This window comes from Chryseobacterium sp. GVT01B (assembly GCF_019970045.1).
Taxonomy (GTDB): Bacteria; Bacteroidota; Bacteroidia; order Flavobacteriales; family Weeksellaceae; genus Chryseobacterium.
In genome coordinates, this window is sequence record NZ_JAHXYI010000001.1 from 487,595 (window position 1) to 506,458 (window position 18,864).

Consider the following 18,864-nt stretch of genomic DNA (forward strand, 5'->3'; position numbering starts at 1 on the left):
AATTGAATTATGGGTTGTGAAAACTGAATTTGGTTTAAGCTTATTTAAAACGGAAAATCGTCATCATCATCAAAGTCATTCATTGATGAGCCGGAAAGTTTTGAGTTGTCCGGAAGATCAAATGCTGCTCCTGGCTGAATGGTAGTTTTGATTTTGTCAAAGCCACTCGGTTCTCCAAAGTTGGAAGGGTATCCTCCTCCGGCTCCGTCCATTGCTGCTTCAATATCACCAAATTTAGCAAAATGTTTTAGGAAAGACAGTCGGACATCTGCCGTGGCACCATTCCTGTGCTTTGCAATAATCAGCTCGGCCTGGTTTTCAGTAGAAGTTTCCTGTCCTTCTTCATCATTATCCCAAACGGTAATTTTATAATATTCTGGTCTGAAGATGAAAGATACAATATCCGCATCCTGCTCAATCGCTCCGGATTCCCTCAAGTCAGAAAGCTGAGGTCTTTTTCCCGGACGGGCTTCCACACTTCTCGAAAGCTGGGAAAGAGCAATCACCGGAACGTTAAGTTCTTTTGCAATAGCCTTTAATGAACGTGAAATCATGGAGATTTCCTGTTCACGGTTTCCAACTCCTTTTCCATTGCTGCTTCCTGCTGTCATCAGCTGAAGGTAGTCAACCATGATAATTCTTACTCCATGCTGCATGACAAGTCTTCGGCATTTTGCACGGAAATCGAATATTGAAAGGGAAGGAGTTTCATCAATATATAAAGGAGCGTTTTCCAATTCGGATACATTGGAGAATAGTCTCTGCCATTCTTCGTCATCCAAAGTTCCTTTTCTTAATTTTTCAGAAGAAATTCTTGTTTCAGAAGCAATCATCCTGGTGATAAGCTGTACTGATGCCATCTCGAGAGAGAAAAGGGCCATAGGAACTTTGTGTCCTACTGCAATATTTCTTGCCATTGAAAGAAGAAATGCTGTTTTTCCCATCGCCGGACGGGCTGCAATAATGATAAGGTCAGAGTTCTGCCATCCACCGGTTTCCTTATCCACATCTCTGAATCCTGAAGGAACTCCTGAAAGACCTTCCTTATCTTTTAAAGATTTAATCGTATCAATAGCCTGCTTTACCAATGAGTTGGCGGTATCAAATCCCTTCTTAATCGTTCCGTTGGTGATTTCGAAGAAAGATTGTTCTGCTTTATCCAGAAGCTCAAAAACATCTGTTGATTCCTTATAAGAAGAGTCGATAACATTCGCAGAAACATTGATAAGGCTTCTTAAAATATATTTTTCAAGAATTACACGTACGTGATATTCAATATGGGCAGATGAACTTACTCCCATCGTCAGATCAATGATGTAGTGATCACCACCGGCCTGGCTTAGCTTGTCTTCTTTTTTTAATTCCTGAATAATGGTCATTAAGTCTACCGGATGGTTGCCTTCATAAAGCTTTAAGATGATAGAAAAGATGACCTGATGTCTCGGATCATAGAATACTTCTGAGGTAAGAAGATCAATGGAATGGTCAAGACCTTTTTTGTCAATCAAAAAAGTTCCGATAACAAGTCTTTCAAAATCCACTGCATTGGGAGGCATTTTTCCATCCGCAATAGACAATTCTTTTGCAAAGTTTCCGTGTGTCAGGGATGATAATGTTTCTTTCTGCGCCATGGTGCAAAGATAGTTTATTTAAAAAATAATAAAAAAATAGTATTCAACAATTTATTGGCAGTCTTTCGGAAAATACTGTAAACAGGAGATTGATCTTGTTGATAAAAAAAATCACCTCAGTCTGAGGTGATTTTTTTTAAAGAGTGATTATAACTTATTCTTTATTTTTTACCAATACCCATCCTGAATATTTGGTTTCTGTATTGTCTTTATTGTTTTCGTTCCATGAGATCGTGTACCAGTAAGTTCCTGTTAGGATTTTCTTACCGAAAGCAGTTCCGTCCCAAGTGAAGTTTCTCATTTTGTTGGCTTCATGAAGTTTGTTTCCATATCTGTCATACACAATGAAGATAAGGTTTTTCTTGTACGCGAGAGCAGAGTAGTCGATAACATCATTTACGTTATCTCCGTTTGGAGTGATCGCGTTAATAAGGTTCGGAACAGTAACTGTCACCTGAGTAGGTGTACAATTATAAGTATCTTTTACATATACTGTATTCTCACCTCTTGGAAGTCCTGTGAATGTATTGGAATCCTGCCAGTTGATACCATCTACAGAGAATTTATATGGAGGAACTCCACCTGTAGCGGTAACAGTAATGTTGTTGTTTGAGATCTCTATTCCTGAAATCACTGGCTGCAGGCTTGCATGTACACGTACCTCCTGAAGAGTGAAACATTTTCCTGTCTGAAGTTTTACAAAATAAACTCCTACTCCTACGTTATTGATAGATTGTGTAGTTTCTCCTGTGCTCCATTCATAGCTGTCGAATCCAGGTCCGGCATCCAATGTGGTTTTGCTTTCAGCACAAATCGTTTTATCTTTTAATACTGCTGATTTTACAGGAGGTAATACTTTCAGTTCAATCTTAGCAATTGCATAACATTGTTTATCATTGTTTACTCTTACGTATACCGTTGTGCTTTCTGAAAGATAGTTAAACGCTGCCAAAATTGGGTTGGTCTGAGCTTTGGCATCAGCTATCGATGTATAATACTTAATGATAGTTCCTGTAGGTGTTGGTACAGGTACTCCGATATCAGCTTTAGAAAGATCGAAAGTTGAACGGGTAACATCGTTATCAATATAACAGTTTTGAAGTACAGCATCTTTTAATACTACTGTCGGGTAGAACAATAGTCTGATAGTAGTAGTTGCTTTACATCCGAAAGTAGAAATTACTTTTGCGTATATAGTTGCTTCCGGAGAAATATAGTTAACAGGATCAGTAATCTCGTTAACTTCTGCATTCATATCATCAACCGTAGTGTAATACTTAATAGTTGCTCCGCTTCCCCCGAAGATATTGGCCGTTGTCAAATCATATTTAGCTGTACCGGCTCCATTGTTATTACAAGAATATAAAGTAGCGGTATTGGCTGAGATGCCTACATTAACAAATTTAAATTTCCCGGTTATGAAACATCCGTTGATAGGGTTCGTTGGGTTATTAGGATCTTTATATACAATTCTGTAATAATATGTTGTTGTTCCATCTACAGTTGCTATTGTAAGAGGGTTTTCTCCTGTAAGGGCATCATTGGTTGTTTTATGATAAGTAACCTTGAAGTTAGAACTGTTACCATTAATGATCCCTGCTGACAGGGTTGTAAAATCAAATTGTGAAGGCAATGAACAAACCATTACCTGCATTGGGTCATTAGGAGTTGCTCCAGGAATTCCCGGTGGAATGAATGGGTTCGGAGAAAGAACAGGATCGTTAAATGCAGAACTTAAACTCGCAGTACCTGACCATTCCATAGAAAAACCATTAACTGATCTACTGAAGTTATCAATAACCAAATAATAGGTTTGTCCTACCAATACATCCATATAAGGGCTCCATTTACCATTGTTCATACTGGCTGTAGTGCCAGGAGGATTGGTAGGGAATACTGCAGGTGGAGCAAGAGTAAGATCCAGACCTGTGTCTCCCGGAGTACCGCTATAGTTACATCTTATAGGCTGTATGAAGACGTGATCTGCATTCTGTAAAGAAGCACAACCGTTTGCTGTAGGTCCATAGACTGCAAAATCATAATCATCGCCCTGATCGTTAGGTTTTATTTTAAATGCAAGGGTACCTGGTGTAGATACAGTGAAAGTATACCAAACAGTATATCTTTCATTGGTGCTAAGACATCCTCCGTTTGCATTAAGGATTTCTATAATATTTCCAGGTCCTGAAGGAGTGTAAGAAATGTCAGAGTTACCACAGATAGGAATGGCTGTGATACAATCTGATTGTGAGTAGACTATCTGTGTTATCAATAAAATAAAAAGAAGTAGTATTTTTTTCATTGTTAAAACGATTTTTGTTAAACAAAATTGGGATCAATTAATTTTTCATGGTTTAGTTAAAAGAAAAAGCCGCCAAAGCGGCTTTTTCATATTATATAAGGGTTATTCTCTGTTTTTTACAACGATCCAACCTGAAAACTTGAACGGAGTATTCTTCTTGTCATTCTCATTCCATGTTACAGAATACCAGTATGTACCTGTTGGAATTTTCTTCCCTGCAATGGTTCCGTCCCATTTGTATCCATTGGATTTGTCTCCCTGGTGGATTTTTGTTCCGTATCTGTCAAAGATACTCAAAACTAAGTTTTGTTTGTCAGCAATTGCAGAATAATCTACAACATCATTCACACCATCTCCGTTTGGAGTAATCATGTTGATCAGGTTAGGAACTACTACCGTAACTTCAATAGGGTCGCAGTCATAAGCGTCTTTTACATATACTTTGTATGTTCCTCTTGCTACATTCGAGAATGTATTGGAAGGCTGCCATATGATTTTATCCATAGAATACTGGTAATCCGGTGTTCCTCCTATAACATTGATGGTTAGTGTAGTGTTAGAAACATCAATGCTTGCTACAACCGGCTGATCAGAAGGGTATACTGTTACCGTTTGAGTAGTAATACATTCTCCTGTTTTTAATTTTACCCAGTAGATTCCAACTCCTACATCTTTGATAGACTGGGTTGTAGCTCCTGTGCTCCACTCATAGCTTTTGAATCCAGGTCCGGCATCTAAAGTTGTGGTGTCTTCAATACAGATGATTTTGTCTTTCAGAACATTAGATTTTACAGGTGCAAGCACTGTTAAACCAATTTTTACAACTACAAAACATCCTCTGGTATCAGATACTCTTACATATACTAAACCATTAGGTGCAATATAATTTGCATTTAAAATCTCGTTGGTTCCATCCACTGCATCCGTTAATGAAGGGAAGTATTTCTTCGTAATACCAGCTTGAGGTGTGATCACAGCAGCATTATCAAGGTTAAATAATGCTGTAGAAGGATTTGCTTCAATAAAACATGATCTTAATTCAGCATCTTTTGCAATAATCGCAGGGTAAAACTTAAGGGTAATCTCTGCAATATCAGAACATCCGAATACTGAAGTTACTTTTACGTAGATTTTACCTTCTGCTGAAACAAACTGATAGATGTTGGTAATCTCATTGATTGAGTTATTCAGATCATATAAAGTATAATAGTATTTTTTTGTAGCCGTAGGATCTGCAAAAACATCTGCTGTTGTAAGATCATAAGTTGCTGTACCAGCATTGTTGTTATTACAGCTTGTTAAAGTAACACTTGTTGCCTTGATCGTACCATCTTTAAATTTAAATTTACCAGTCTGTCTACATTTATTAATTGGACTGTTGGGATTAGTAGGATCTGTGTAGTTGATACTGTAGAAATAAACACCTACAGGAGTAACCGTTTGAGGGCCAACAAGAGGGTTGTTGCCTGTTAATGCATCATTCTGGCTTGTATGATAACTAATGCTGAAGTTCGGGTTTCCATTAAGAATTCCTGCCGTTAATGAAGAGAAATCAAAACTTGCAGGATTTGCACACACCACTACTTCTCTTGGGTCTGCAGGTGTTGCTCCTGGAATTCCCGGTGGAATGAACGGGTGAGGCTGTATATTCGGATCCGTGAATGGCGAAGATAAAGTAGCTGTTCCACCCCATGACAATTTGAATCCGTTAGCGGTCTCTCTGTGGTTATTTACAATTAAATAGTACGTCTGGCCAGGTAATACATCAAGGTATTTCACCCATTTATCTCCTGAAGCATCCTCACTAAGGTCTGTAGCCGTCATGTTAAGGCCTGTGTTTCCAGCTGTTCCGGAATAAGAGCAGCGGATTGGAGTTCCAAGGTTACCACATGATTTGTTTGGACCATATACACCGAAGTCATAATCATCGGTCTGATCATTAGGAATGATTTCAAAAGTTAGGGTTCCGGCTGTAGCTACCGTAAACGAGTACCATACAGAGTATTTTTCATCGGAACTTAAACATCCGCCGAGGTCTTCGGCAATGTCTCCGTGTCCGCCCGGAGTATATGAAATATCCGAGTTACCGCAGACTGCCATTGCAGTAGTACAGTCTGATTGGGCAAATAAGAAATGTGAAAATATAATTGAGAAAACAAGTAATGCTTTTTTCATAAGAGTTGATTTTAAAAACAAATAGTAAAATTGTTTAATTACTAAAAAAATGCAGTGCTTTATCCGAGACAAAAATGTTTCTGTGAACATGATATAGTATTAAAGTATTTTGTATCAAAATAAAAACTGACCGCCTGATTTACTCAGGAGATCATGCATTCTCTTATTGTTAATTTGTTCCGATCAGCTGTTTTCCCCAGTTAGGTGAACTGGATGAGACGTTTGATGTTTCGAATTCTTTGACTGCTTTTTGATAAAGCTTGATGGCTTCCGTTTTGTTGCCTTGCTTTTCAGCCATTTCAGCCTTTAAGAAAGAAAGTCTTGGATTGTTCTTTAAAGTGGTCTCCGCTTTCGTCATGAAGCTCGTAGCTGTTTTTAGTTCCTTCTGAGGATCTGCAGCTGTTTTTATCCTGATTTTCTGAAAGTGGATAAGACCAAGAAGAATATTGATTTCTCCGTTATTCTTTTCAGAAGCAAGGGCCTGCATAGCCAGTTTTCTTGCAGATTCATTGGGTTCTCCAAGAGGGCTGTTCGGGCTGTTCTTTAAAAGGAAATTTGTTTTAAGATACAAAGCTGCAGCGGCATAATAATTAGCCTGCCATTTTTCTGAAGTTTTAGCCTCTGAAAACTTAGAAAAAAGAGTATCATAATCGGTTTCTGTTTTTGCACTATTCAGTTGCAAAACAGACTGCTGTAAGGATTGATCTGAAAAAAATTGGGCATTCATCAGCGAACCTGTGACGAAAAAACTCAAAATTAGTAAAAGTTTATACATAGGGGGATATTTTATCAAGCAAATATAAAAAATTATTAACGTTAAATTAAAGATTTTGAGATATATTTAATGAAAGTAATATATTGATTTATAATATTGTATTTTATTGTTTAAGTTAAATTATATAGAGGTCGTAAAGGTATTAATGATTTTACTGAATATTTGGGATGTAATCCTTTGAATAATTTTGAAAAAACACCTATAAAAGTAAAATCAGAATAGAAAACGTTCTATTCTGATTTTAAGTATTTCGAATTCTTATTTTTTTGTATCAGATTTTTAAATAGACTGATAAACAATAAATTAATATTGCATCTTTCTCAATTTAGGATTGGTGCTTCCTACAAGCAGGGCAACTAAAACAGTCATACAGCCACCAAATACAACAGAACGCACAACTCCTAGTAATTTAGCCATAACACCACTTTCAAATTGTCCCATTTCATTGCTGGACATAATGAAAATTGAATTTACACTGAGAACACGTCCTCTTATATGATCAGGCGTCTTTAACTGTACAATGGTACCTCGGATGACCACAGAAATTCCATCAAGCATTCCGCTCATCACAAGGAACATGAAAGACAGCCAATACAATTTCGATAAACCAAATCCAATGATGCATAGCCCGAATCCGGTAACAACTGCAAGAAGTATTTTTCCCTGATTTTTTCGAAGAGGAACAATAGATAGAATAGTAATGATACACATGGAGCCAATATCAGATGCCGCGTTCAGTAATCCGAAACCTTCAGCCCCCGAATTTAGAATATCAGTAGCAAATACCGGGATCATAGCCACTGCACCCCCAAAAAGTACAGCAAACATATCAAGGCACAATGCTCCCAAAATTTCTTTGGTTTTAAAAATATAAGAAATTCCTTCACGCATGCTTTCCACTACATTTACAGTTTCCTTTTTGTACTCTGAATGCTGTTTGTGAAGCTGCCAGAAAAATAATGAAGCCACAAATATTAATGCTAAAATAGCAACCAATGTCCATTTTACACCTATAAACCCAATAAGAATACCACCTACAGCATGTCCACACACAGAAGATATCAGGAAAGTGGCCTGATTCAAAGTAACTGCGTTGGGAAGGTTTTCTTTCTTTACAATTTTAGGAATCATGGAAGGAACAATAGGGCCAATGAATGCTCTTGCTATTCCGGTAAAAAAGATAACACCATAAATGTAATAGGTAATCTGATGCCCTGTGAAATGCATTTCTACATCAAAAAAGGCAGGGATCAGCAACAGCCCGATCAGGAAAATATAAGCATAATTACAGATGAGAAGCAGTCTCTTTTTCTCATTCATATCAATAACATGTCCGGCATACAACGCACAGCTTACAGCAGGAATTACCTCTGATAGCCCGATAAGACCTATTGAAAAAGGATCTTTTGTTAATTGATACACCCACCATCCTAATAAAGTGGCCAGCATTCTGAAAGCTAAAACAATAAAAAATCTCCCGGTGAGAAGATTTCTGAACTCAACATTTTGTAATGTTTGTAACGGGGTAAAGGAAATCATGAACAAAAATAGCCCTAAAAATTTATTTAGGACTATCCATATGACAATTTTTGAAAGATATATTAAATATACCTCAAAAGATAAAATCTATTTTAGTCAGCTCTTGAAGAACTGATTACGATGGCAGCAACACCTGCAGCCCCGATAAGAGTAGCCCCGGCAGCAATTCTTGCCTTTCTTCTGTCTTTTACAGCTGCTACATTGGATTTAGGGATAACAACTTCCGTACTGTCTTTCTTACCTGCTGTACCTACAAGATTATCACCCACCATGTTTCTGAATAAGATGGTCTGTTTCGGAGAGCCGTCTCTCATCGTTACTTTGTATATCTTTCCGGCTTCAAGATTGGAGTAATTATTTTTTGAAATATCTTCGCTGTATTTTGTAGTAGCACAAGATGTAATAACAAATAAAGATGTTAGTAAAGACGATTTCAACAGTACAGATGCTTTCATTATTTTCTTTTAGTTTTTCAAATTTATAATTTTTTTCGGATATATGTTTTTGGAATTGAAAAAATATGATTATTTTTTGTAAATTTCTAAGATATCTGCAATGTTTCTGTCATTAGCCAATCTCGGAGTCTTGTTTTGGCCTCCCAATTTTCCCTGGGATTTGGCATATTCATGAAAGGCATTCTTTTTAAGTGTGGAGATATGCAGCTTCTGTAAAATATTTCCGGAAATAAGATCATCATAATAGGTATTTCTTGCTCTCAGCTGCAGATCCAGCTCATCTCTGAATACTTCTAAATCCTCTGGCTCCTTTTCAAATTCAATCAGCCATTCGTGATATGGAAGTCCTTCACCCGGATTTACCTGCGGGGCAAGATGAAATTCTGTAATCTGTGCAGGGTATTTTTCAAGAGTAGCTTTCATTGCTTCTTCCACCTCAAAAGCAATCACGTGTTCCCCGAATGCCGAAGTAAAATGTTTGGTCCTGCCACTTACCAGAACCCTGTAAGGATCTTTGCTGATAAATCTTACAACATCTCCGATAGAATAAGCCCACAGTCCGGAATTGGTGGTAAGGATCAGTGCGTAATCTTTCTGAAGTTCGATTTCTTTCAATGTTAATCTTCTTGCGCCAGGCTTGCCATATTCTTCCAAAGGAATGAACTCATAGAAAATCCCATGATTGGTCAAGAGCAGAAGACCTTCTTTTGTATAATCATCCTGAAAAGCAAAAAAGCCTTCAGAAGCGGGAAATGTCTGGATAATATCTACTTTTCCTCCCAGAAGATCCTCCATTTTATCACGGTAGGGTTCGTAATTGACACCTCCGGTAACGATAAGCTGCAGATTCGGGAAAAGCTGTTTAATCTTTTTGCCGTGTTTTTCTGTTAACTTCTCAAAATACATGATCAGCCATGGCGGAATTCCTGAGATCAAGGTCATGTTTTCGCGCTCCGTTTCTTCAATGATTTTATCTACTTTGGCTTCCCAGTCTTCCATAATATTGGTTTCCCAGCTTGGTAGACGGTTTTTCTGCAGATAATTAGGGATATGATGCGCTACAATGCCGGATAATCTTCCTGTTTTTATTCCGAAAACCTCTTCCAGCTCAGGGCTTCCCTGTAGAAAAATCATTTTTCCGTTTACAAAGTCTGCATTATTCTTTTTACTTATATAATGAAATAGGGCACTTTGGGCACCGGCAACCTGAAGCGGCATTCCTTCTTTGGAAATCGGAATATATTTAGATCCGGAAGTTGTTCCTGAAGTTTTGGCAAAGTATTCAGGAGTTTCTGTCCATAAAATATTGGCCTGCCCTTTTTTTACCCGCTCTATATAAGGTTTAAGATCTTCATAATCTGCTACCGGAACTCTGTCTTGAAAATCTTTCACAGAACGGATGTTTTCAAAATCATGTTCCCGGCCAAAAAGTGTTTTTTGAGCCGTATTAACTAGAGAAAGTAATAAGTCCTCCTGATTTTTCTCTGCATTTTTTTTGAAATCCTCCGCTTTTTGGACGTGTTTTTTTGCCCAAATCAAAGCCGCATTTTTCTTGAAGAAGTTTAACATGGGTCAAATTTATAAATAAGTAGAGAATAATGGAATCATTTTTTACGAAGCTTCACATAAAAAAACCGATGGAACAAGTTCCACCGGCTTTTCGAAATTTGATTATGAAAATAACAACTATATGTTAATGTTATGCTTATTTATTCACCTTGTACCTTTTATCAGGAGTACCATCTTTTTTCAGGTGCTTGTTTTCTTTATATCTCTTGTCAGGTGTGCCGTCTTTTTTCATTTTGGCAGCCGGTTGTGCAGGCTTCGCTGCTTTTGCATCCATTGCTGGTTTTGCAGCTTTTACTTCTGCAGGTTTAGCGGCTTTCACTGTAGTTTTTACAGGTGCATGAGCCTGAGTGCTTGTAGCGGGAGCAGTCTGCTGAGCAGTTGCAAGTCCTAATCCAAGGATCAATGACATTGCAGATAATAATTTTTTCATAAGAATTACTGTTTGTTTTTTGTTGAATAAAGATATGCAAAAAGCAGGCTGGAAAAGTTGGATTTTTAAACTTAACTAAAGTTTATTACTGCTTAAAAAAAAATTAAAACGCTTCATTTACAATAGAAAAGCCTGTCTTCAGATGAAAACAGGCTTGCAATAATATATAAATAGACAGGAGGTTAGCGCGTACAGTTGGCTGTCCACGTTTTACCATCCTTTGCGTAGAGTATTTTTAACGTATTGTTGTCAATTCTGATATAAGAGGTTGCTGTAGAACCAATCATAACAAGAGTATGATCTCCTTCCTGGTTAAACTCAATTCCGTTAAGATCCGGAATGCTGTTTGAGAAAGCGAAATTATACTTGGTACCACTGGCGATTTTCGTTACAAAAACACTCCCGTTATCTGTGCTTATATTGGTAGAGCCGCCATCTTTATAAGAAACACTGCCTTTGTATGTTCCTGCAAAGAATTCATTGTTTACCGGATCATCATCCTTACTGCACGACGAAAAAGATAATGCTGTAAATACCAACAGCATCATAACTCCTAAGATTTTAATTGCTTTTTTCATAATACTTAAATGTTTGGTTAGGCTTAAATTCCCAAACACTATGCCATGGGGGAAAAATTGGGGTTTTTTAACGGGTTCTTAAATAAATTTGTAAAAAATTAAGATTTATTATGCTAAGTCGTTCATTTTAAATCCGAAAGTATCCGGTTTTTTAATGAAAGAAAAAAATATCTGTACCTTTGTGTATCATAAACGGTTTCGGAAAACTCCCGAAATCGCTTTTGTCGTTTATACCAATACTATTTATGCAATTAAAATCCATCAACGAAAAGTTTCTTCCAGATCTGATGCAGAAAGAGTTCGGGAAAGAAATTTTCACCCAGTTAGAAAACAGTCAGCATATTGCCGTAAAGGGAAGTGCAGGATCTTCAGTTTCTATTTTTGTGGCTGAGCTTTTTTTAGTTCAAAAGAAAAATATTCTTTATCTGGTAGATGATAAAGAGGATGCATTGTATGCCAATACTGAGATGGAAGATCTTCTTGGTAAAGATAAGGTGCTGTATTTTCCAGCTACTCACCTTGAGCCTTATCAGGTAGAAAAAACACAAAATGCCAATCTGGTTTTAAGAACTGAAGTTTTAAATAAAATCAATTCCGGAAGATCTCCGAAAGTCATTGTGGCTTATGCCGGAGCTTTGTCTGAAAAGGTGCTGAAAAAAGAAGATTTTAAAGCCATCTCTCATCACATAAAAGTAGGGGACCAGCTGGACTTCGATTTTGTAGACGAACTGCTTACTCATTACCATTTTCAGCAGGCAGATTTTGTTTCAGAACCGGGAGAGTTTTCTGTAAGAGGAGGAATTGTAGATGTATTTTCTTATTCATATGAAAAGCCATACAGGATTACATTTTTTGGTAATGAAGTGGAAAGCATTAAAACTTTTGATATCGAAACCCAGCTTTCTGTAGATAAGGTAAAGGATTTTCAATTGGTTTCCAATATGAATTTCTCTGTTACAGGAAGCAGAGTGTCATTGTTGCAGCTATTACCAAATGAAAGCTTTGTAGTTTCTAAAAATGGAATGATAGGAATGCAGAAGATCAGAACATTCTATGAAAAGTCTTTGGAAAAATATGATACATTAAGTAAAGATATTTCACACAGAACTCCTCAGGAGCTATTTATTTCTGATCAGGAGTTTTTATTCGATTATAAAAAATTTAAAACAATTGATTTTGGAGGATCAGTGATTGAAGGTGTGAAGGAAATTACTGAGATTAAGATGGAACAGCTTCCTCAGCCTTCTTTTCATAAAAACTTTGAACTGCTGATTGAAGATATTGAAGAAAAACAGAATAACGGATTTGATACGTGGATTTCCTTTTCAACAGAAAAGCAAAAAGAAAGACTGGAATCTATCTTTGAAGAACTGGAACATGAACTTCCGTTTAAAAGCTTTAAATCTGAACTGCATGAAGGATTTGTAGACAACGGACACAAGCTTCTTGTGTATACAGACCACCAGATCTTTGACCGTTATCAGAGATATAAGGCGAAGAATACTTTTGCGAAATCAGAACAACTTACACTGAAAGATCTGATGTCTTTGAAAATTGGTGATTATATTGCCCATATTGATCACGGAATCGGAAAATTTATGGGGTTGGTAAAAGTAAATAATGATGGTAAGATTCAGGAATGCTTCAAACTGACTTATAAAAACGGAGACTTATTATATGTAAGTATCCACTCCCTGCATAAGATTTCGAAATACAACGGACCGGATGGAAGAGAGATTGTTTTGAGCAAACTTGGTTCTCCTACCTGGAAATCCCTGAAACAAAAAACAAAAGCGAAGGTAAAACAGATTGCTTTTGACCTTATTCAATTATACGCACAGCGAAAAACGGCAAAAGGTTTTGCTTATACTCCGGATTCTTATCTTCAGAATGAACTGGAGGCGAGCTTTATCTATGAGGATACTCCAGATCAGGAAAAAGCAACAGTGGATGTAAAGAAAGATATGGAAGCTGATACCGTTATGGACAGGTTGGTTTGTGGTGATGTAGGGTTCGGTAAAACGGAAGTTGCAATCCGCGCGGCATTTAAAGCGGCGACAGACGGTAAACAGGTTGCTATATTGGTTCCTACAACTATTCTTGCTTTTCAGCATTACAGAAGTTTTAAAGAAAGACTTAAAGATTTTCCTGTAAATGTAGGCTATGTCAACCGATTCAGAACGGCGAAACAAAAATCGGAGACCTTAGATGCTTTAAAGAATGGAAAAATAGATATCATCATTGGAACACACCAGTTGGTAAGCAGTTCTGTGAAGTTTAAAGATCTTGGCCTGTTGATTATTGATGAAGAGCATAAGTTTGGAGTTTCAGTAAAGGATAAGTTGAAAACACTTAAAAATAATGTGGATACACTTACACTGACAGCTACTCCTATTCCAAGAACTTTACAGTTTTCATTAATGGCGGCAAGAGATTTATCTGTTATCAAAACACCACCACCGAACAGACAGCCTGTAGATACACAATTGATAGGGTTCAATGAAGAGATTCTTCGTGATGCCGTTTCTTATGAGCTTCAGAGGGATGGGCAGGTTTATTTCATTAATAACAGGATTGAAAATCTGAAAGATATTGCAGGGCTTATTCAGAGATTGGTTCCGGATGCAAGAGTGATCACAGGACATGGGCAGATGGAAGGTAAACAGCTGGAGAAGAATGTTCTGGATTTTATGGAAGGGAAATATGATGTTCTTGTATCTACGACCATTGTAGAAAGTGGGGTGGATGTTCCGAACGCCAATACCATTTTCATCAATGATGCACAGCGATTTGGGATGGCGGATCTGCATCAGATGAGAGGAAGGGTAGGACGTAGTAATAGAAAGGCATTCTGTTATCTGATCACACCTCCTTATGATATGATGACTTCCGATGCCAGAAAACGTTTAGAAGCCATTGAACAGTTTTCCGATCTGGGAAGTGGTTTCCAGATTGCAATGAAAGACCTTGAAATTCGTGGTGCCGGTGACCTTTTGGGTGCTGAACAAAGTGGATTTATCAATGAAATGGGGTTTGAAACTTATCAGAAACTAATGCAGGAGGCACTGGAAGAATTGAAAGATGATGCTGACTTTGAAAGTCTGTTTGAAAACGAGGAAGACAGACAAAAGCTTTTCAAATCTGTGAAAGATGTCAATATCGATACTGATCTGGAGCTGATGTTACCTGATTTCTATATTTCCAATACGGAGGAACGATTGATGCTTTACCAAAAAATTGCTGAAATTAATAATGAAGCGGATCTTCATCAGTTTGAACTTGAGCTGATTGACCGTTTTGGAGCATTACCGAAAGAAGCTGTCAATCTGTTGAAAAGTGTTTCTCTGAAATGGCTTGCAGCCGATATAGGTTTTGAGAAGATTGTTATGAAAAATGGAGTGTTCTTAGGATACTTCCCGGGAAATCCTCAGGATAAATTCTACCAGACGGATAGATTCAGGCATATTATTAATTATTTAACCCGAAATCCAGCCGAAGCACAGCTTAAAGAGAAGTCCGGAAAAGAAGGTAATCAACTGATGATGAGGAAGGAAAGGGTGAAAAATGTAGATGAGGTTAATATGCTGCTAAAAGCTATTATTGAACATAATTAAATTATAGGTTTCATTTGTTGTAAACAAATTTGTAAAAGATGTGAAAAGCGTATAAAAATCTTAAATTTTTATACGCTTTTTTGTGATTGTTATCATGTTTTTATTGGCTAATATTCCTTTAGGAGGGAATTAAGGCCGTTTTAAGGGGGTTGAAGTCACTTTTCTATGATTAAAAATATCCTGTAAATTCCCGTACAGTAAGGGTTTGAGACATTAATAGATCTTTTTTTAACGTAAAAAGTGGAGTTACGTAGTAATAATTCTACTTTTGTGTGTGATTAATTCTATGTTGTAATATGTTTATTTCTATAGGTTTATGCATGTATAACTGGAATTTTTAGGACTTCATTATGTACCTTTGCAGTCCTTATTATGAAAAAAATTATATATTGCTGCGCGGCTGGACTTCTTTCATTCTGCGCTAACGCACAGGTGGGAATAGGTACTGCAAAACCTAAATCTGTTCTTGATGTGAACGGAAAAACCACCTTAAGAAAAGAACTTAGAGTAGGCGGGAATTCAACTCAGGCTGGAAATGCCGGGTTAAACGGCCAGGTTTTGGTTTCTCAGGGTGAGGGTTTGCCTCCCGTGTGGAAGTCTTTGAACATTTCCTTTATGGAAGAGGGACAGTATAAGTTGATTAATTCTTATCTGTCATCGGATCAAGCGGGTATTATATCACTTACAGATGGTGTTGCCGGTGATGGTATCTATACTAACAAAGTTGGAGATAATATTACTGATATTACGAAAGGCAACTGGAAAAAGATTGGCGGGCTTGACAATACTTTTACCATCAAAAATGGAAAGAACAGACTTACCTATCAGTTCCAGACAGGAATTGAAATGAAAGCATCCTCTTCTACGACGATACAGAATGTGAGATTTGCCTGCGGTGTTTTCAGAAACGGTGCATTGGTAGCGGTACGTCCGGATAGAATTGCTTCTAATAATAACAGTGGAAAAGCTGGTCTTCAGGATTATATTTTTACTCTTAATTATACAGAGCAGAACGTTCCTGTAGGAGTTCACAATATTGAAATTGCGTGCAGAAAGATTGATACTTCAAGTTCTACTTCACAATTTGCCATCGGACGAAATGTAGAGGCCTCAAATGGTGCTTCCAGTGCATTTACGCTGGAATCTACCATGAAAATGGATGTTATCGAATATGTGAGCTATAAAAACAACTAATGATGAAAAAACTATTATCAACGCTGCTTCTTACCATAGGCCTTTTCGCAATAGCTCAGGTAGGAATAAAAACAGAGACTCCCAATGCAAAACTTGATGTAAACGGAGATGTGAATTTCAGAAATAAAATTGCTGTCCTTAATGCTACTGATAACAGCATATTTCAAGGAAATAATGACCAGCTTCTTGTTTCCCAGGGAGAAGGCTTTGCTCCGATATGGAAATCACTCCGTATTCCTGAATATGAACCCAATAAATTTTATCTGATCTATAACAACTCCTTTTCTGATAAAGTAGGAGTCTCCTTTTCTTCTTCAGAAAATTCTTCGGTAGGGTTGGCCTCAAGAGGAGGAACCTTTACGAAGGGAAAGGAGTATAGCACACTTACAAATTTTAAAAAAATAAACGGACTTTCACAAACCATCACTGTTTACAGTACTCAAAGTAAGGCATACTTTCAGTTTGAAACAGTAGTACAGGCAGATTTTATGGGTGCAGGAAGTACAGATAACTCCATAGATTATGCATGCGGTATTTTTGTGGATGATAAACTGGTGAATCTGAGACAGAGAAATCTAAAGGCCATTACCACTTCATATCCGTTTCTTACGCATACCCAGATCGGAATTGTAGATAATCTTTCCCAGGGAAATCATTCGGTTTACGTTGCCTGTACTAGATTGGGCTCTTATGGAGCTTCAGGTGCAGGAAATACCCTTACTATAGGAACTAATGTGTATAGCAATATCAACAGCTTTATCTCACAGTCTTCTCTTAAAGTAGATGTATATGAAGTTCCGGAAGTATTTAACACCATTATAAACTAAGACGGATTATGAAAAAAATAATATTTGTAACAGCAATCTTATTAGCTGTTGCAACAAATGCTCAAGTGGGTATTAATACTCCTAATCCGACTAATATGCTGGATGTAAATGGAGATCTCAATGTAGGAAAAGAATTAAGAACCGGAGGGACTGATCTGCTGAAAGGTTCTGCCGGAACAGCGGGTGATATATTTCACAACAACACGGATCTAGGAACAAATGACTGGAAAGCCATTAAAATTGCAGATGGGCAAGGAAGTATGTCTGTTTTTTCCATCAACACTGTTTCGGACAAAACCGGAGTAAGTTTTTCTGGAAGTAGTGGAGCAACTAACCCTTATAATGATGGAGAGGACCTAACTGGAGGCTGGACTGTAATTCCTGGAACTGTAGATACATTCTCCGTAACCAACGGCACGAATAAGGCTACTTTCTCATTTCAGACAACTGTTCAGAAAACGGGAACAAATTCTGCGAGTTTTGCCTGTGGTGTTTTTGTGGATAATGCCCTTAGAGCAGTGAGAACGGATGTGTTATTGGGAGACAGCGGTGCTTATAAGATTTTCAACCTTAATGCTACTCTTACTAATCTTAATCCTAAAAATCAGTATTCCGTTAAAGTTGCCTGTATAAAAAGAGCCATTTCAGGAACAACTCTTGGAATAGGAAAAGCGGTTGATACAGCCTTCCTTAATAGCGATATGTCACAATCTGTTTTGACAACATCCATATTGCAGCCTTATTAATTTTCATCATCATACAATAATAGGAAATCTAAAAACGTTATGTTTTTAGATTTTTTTTGTTTATTAACTCTATTTCTTGTGAATTTGTCCGTATAAATTGAAGTGTATTATCGAAAATTGAATTATATTTGGACAAGCTAAAAAAATTCTATATGGTAAAAAACTATTTTTTAAAAATGTTTGCCGGTATTGCTTTTCTTGGGCTGCTGGCAGCATGTAATACTACCTCAGATCCCACAGAATCTATCCCGAACCCGGATGATGGGCCGCCGCCTAAAAAGGTTTTAGCAAAAGTGAGTGCTAATAATACTTCTCAGGAAGAATATGCTACAGCAGCAGTAACCGGAGATTTACAGACTGCGGTTTCTAAAGATGAATCTGCTTCAGGTGCTTTTTATACAGCAACAGTAACGTATACCAACAAGGATATCACAAAAATTAAATATGTAAGCTCTGTAACATCCAGCCTGGTTTATGAATTTAATATTGTTCCTGATCCTACAGGTAAAAAGATTTATAATGCCACTTCTACTGCAACGGGAGCCACTCCATCAGCATCTGTAATAAGTGACTATACTTTTACTTATAATGCAACGACCAATAAACTTACTAAGATTCTAGAGAAGAGAAAGGAAGGTGGAATCAGTGCTTATAACAAATTTATAGATTATAGTTTCGTGTATAACGGAGAAAATGTTATTCAGGTAGTTTGTTCCAAAGGAATATTGGATATCAACGGAAACCCAAATATGGGGACTGCAGTAGTAAGTAAATATAGCTTTCAGAACTATGACGCTCAGAAAAGCCCTTACTCTACACTTTCACCGGTTTATTTCATCACAAGAAGTCTGATAAATCCAGCTCAGTTCTATAAGATTTCTCCGAACAATCCTACTTCAATGTATATAGAATTGCCGCCACCTGCTCCTTCAGTGAATACAGCTCAGAGTTATTCTTATGATAATCAAGGGTATGTGGTTGTAGAGAAAAATCAGAATGCTGTTTTCACCTATAAAAATTTATAGGAGA

Annotated in this window: 14 protein-coding genes; 5 read left to right on the forward strand and 9 right to left on the reverse strand. The window is 37.2% G+C overall.

Annotated elements, in window-relative coordinates:
- Positions 1-44 precede the first annotated feature (44 nt).
- The 9 genes from dnaB to LC457_RS02285 all read right to left on the reverse strand — a co-directional run bounded on the left by dnaB (position 45) and on the right by LC457_RS02285 (position 11,454).
- Positions 45-1,631 carry a replicative DNA helicase gene (gene dnaB, locus LC457_RS02245; RefSeq protein WP_223598433.1) on the reverse strand — a complete coding sequence of 529 codons (1,587 nt, stop codon included), beginning with the start codon at positions 1,629-1,631 and terminating at the stop codon, positions 45-47.
- A 154-nt stretch (positions 1,632-1,785) separates the two neighbouring features.
- Positions 1,786-3,933 (reverse strand): T9SS type B sorting domain-containing protein, encoded by a 2,148-nt coding sequence (locus LC457_RS02250; protein WP_223598434.1) that lies wholly within the window; start codon positions 3,931-3,933, stop codon positions 1,786-1,788.
- Between the two features lie 102 nt (positions 3,934-4,035).
- Positions 4,036-6,108 (reverse strand): T9SS type B sorting domain-containing protein, encoded by a 2,073-nt coding sequence (locus tag LC457_RS02255; RefSeq protein ID WP_223598435.1) that lies wholly within the window; start codon positions 6,106-6,108, stop codon positions 4,036-4,038.
- A 169-nt stretch (positions 6,109-6,277) separates the two neighbouring features.
- Positions 6,278-6,883: a M48 family metallopeptidase gene (locus LC457_RS02260; RefSeq protein ID WP_223598436.1), complete on the reverse strand. Its 606-nt coding sequence runs from the start codon at positions 6,881-6,883 to the stop codon at positions 6,278-6,280.
- Positions 6,884-7,186: 303 nt separating this feature from the next.
- A complete protein-coding gene (locus LC457_RS02265) occupies positions 7,187-8,422 on the reverse strand; it encodes an MFS transporter (protein ID WP_047380341.1) in 1,236 nt (411 codons plus the stop codon).
- 92 nt (positions 8,423-8,514) lie between these two features.
- Positions 8,515-8,877: a hypothetical protein gene (locus LC457_RS02270; RefSeq protein ID WP_223598437.1), complete on the reverse strand. Its 363-nt coding sequence runs from the start codon at positions 8,875-8,877 to the stop codon at positions 8,515-8,517.
- Positions 8,878-8,946: 69 nt separating this feature from the next.
- Complete coding sequence (locus LC457_RS02275; RefSeq protein WP_223598438.1) at positions 8,947-10,446, reverse strand: GH3 auxin-responsive promoter family protein; 1,500 nt, start codon at positions 10,444-10,446, stop codon at positions 8,947-8,949.
- Between the two features lie 136 nt (positions 10,447-10,582).
- Entirely contained in the window at positions 10,583-10,876 is a 294-nt protein-coding gene (locus LC457_RS02280; RefSeq protein ID WP_213277785.1) for a hypothetical protein, read from the reverse strand.
- A 182-nt stretch (positions 10,877-11,058) separates the two neighbouring features.
- The gene (locus LC457_RS02285; RefSeq protein WP_223598439.1) at positions 11,059-11,454 is read right to left on the reverse strand and encodes a hypothetical protein; all 396 of its coding nucleotides are present in this window, start codon (positions 11,452-11,454) and stop codon (positions 11,059-11,061) included.
- A gap of 245 nt (positions 11,455-11,699) precedes the next feature.
- Between LC457_RS02285 and mfd the strand changes: the two genes are divergently transcribed.
- From mfd to LC457_RS02310, 5 genes are all read left to right on the forward strand, one after another.
- A complete protein-coding gene (mfd, locus tag LC457_RS02290; protein ID WP_223598440.1) occupies positions 11,700-15,068 on the forward strand; it encodes a transcription-repair coupling factor in 3,369 nt (1,122 codons plus the stop codon).
- Positions 15,069-15,440: 372 nt separating this feature from the next.
- Positions 15,441-16,262, forward strand: coding sequence for a hypothetical protein (locus tag LC457_RS02295; protein ID WP_223598441.1), 822 nt, complete (start codon positions 15,441-15,443; stop codon positions 16,260-16,262).
- Between the two features lie 2 nt (positions 16,263-16,264).
- Positions 16,265-17,089 carry a hypothetical protein gene (locus tag LC457_RS02300; RefSeq protein ID WP_223598442.1) on the forward strand — a complete coding sequence of 275 codons (825 nt, stop codon included), beginning with the start codon at positions 16,265-16,267 and terminating at the stop codon, positions 17,087-17,089.
- Positions 17,090-17,097: 8 nt separating this feature from the next.
- A complete protein-coding gene (locus LC457_RS02305) occupies positions 17,098-17,835 on the forward strand; it encodes a hypothetical protein (RefSeq protein ID WP_223598443.1) in 738 nt (245 codons plus the stop codon).
- 152 nt (positions 17,836-17,987) lie between these two features.
- Positions 17,988-18,860 (forward strand): hypothetical protein, encoded by an 873-nt coding sequence (locus LC457_RS02310; protein WP_223598444.1) that lies wholly within the window; start codon positions 17,988-17,990, stop codon positions 18,858-18,860.
- The last annotated feature ends 4 nt before the right edge of the window (positions 18,861-18,864 follow it).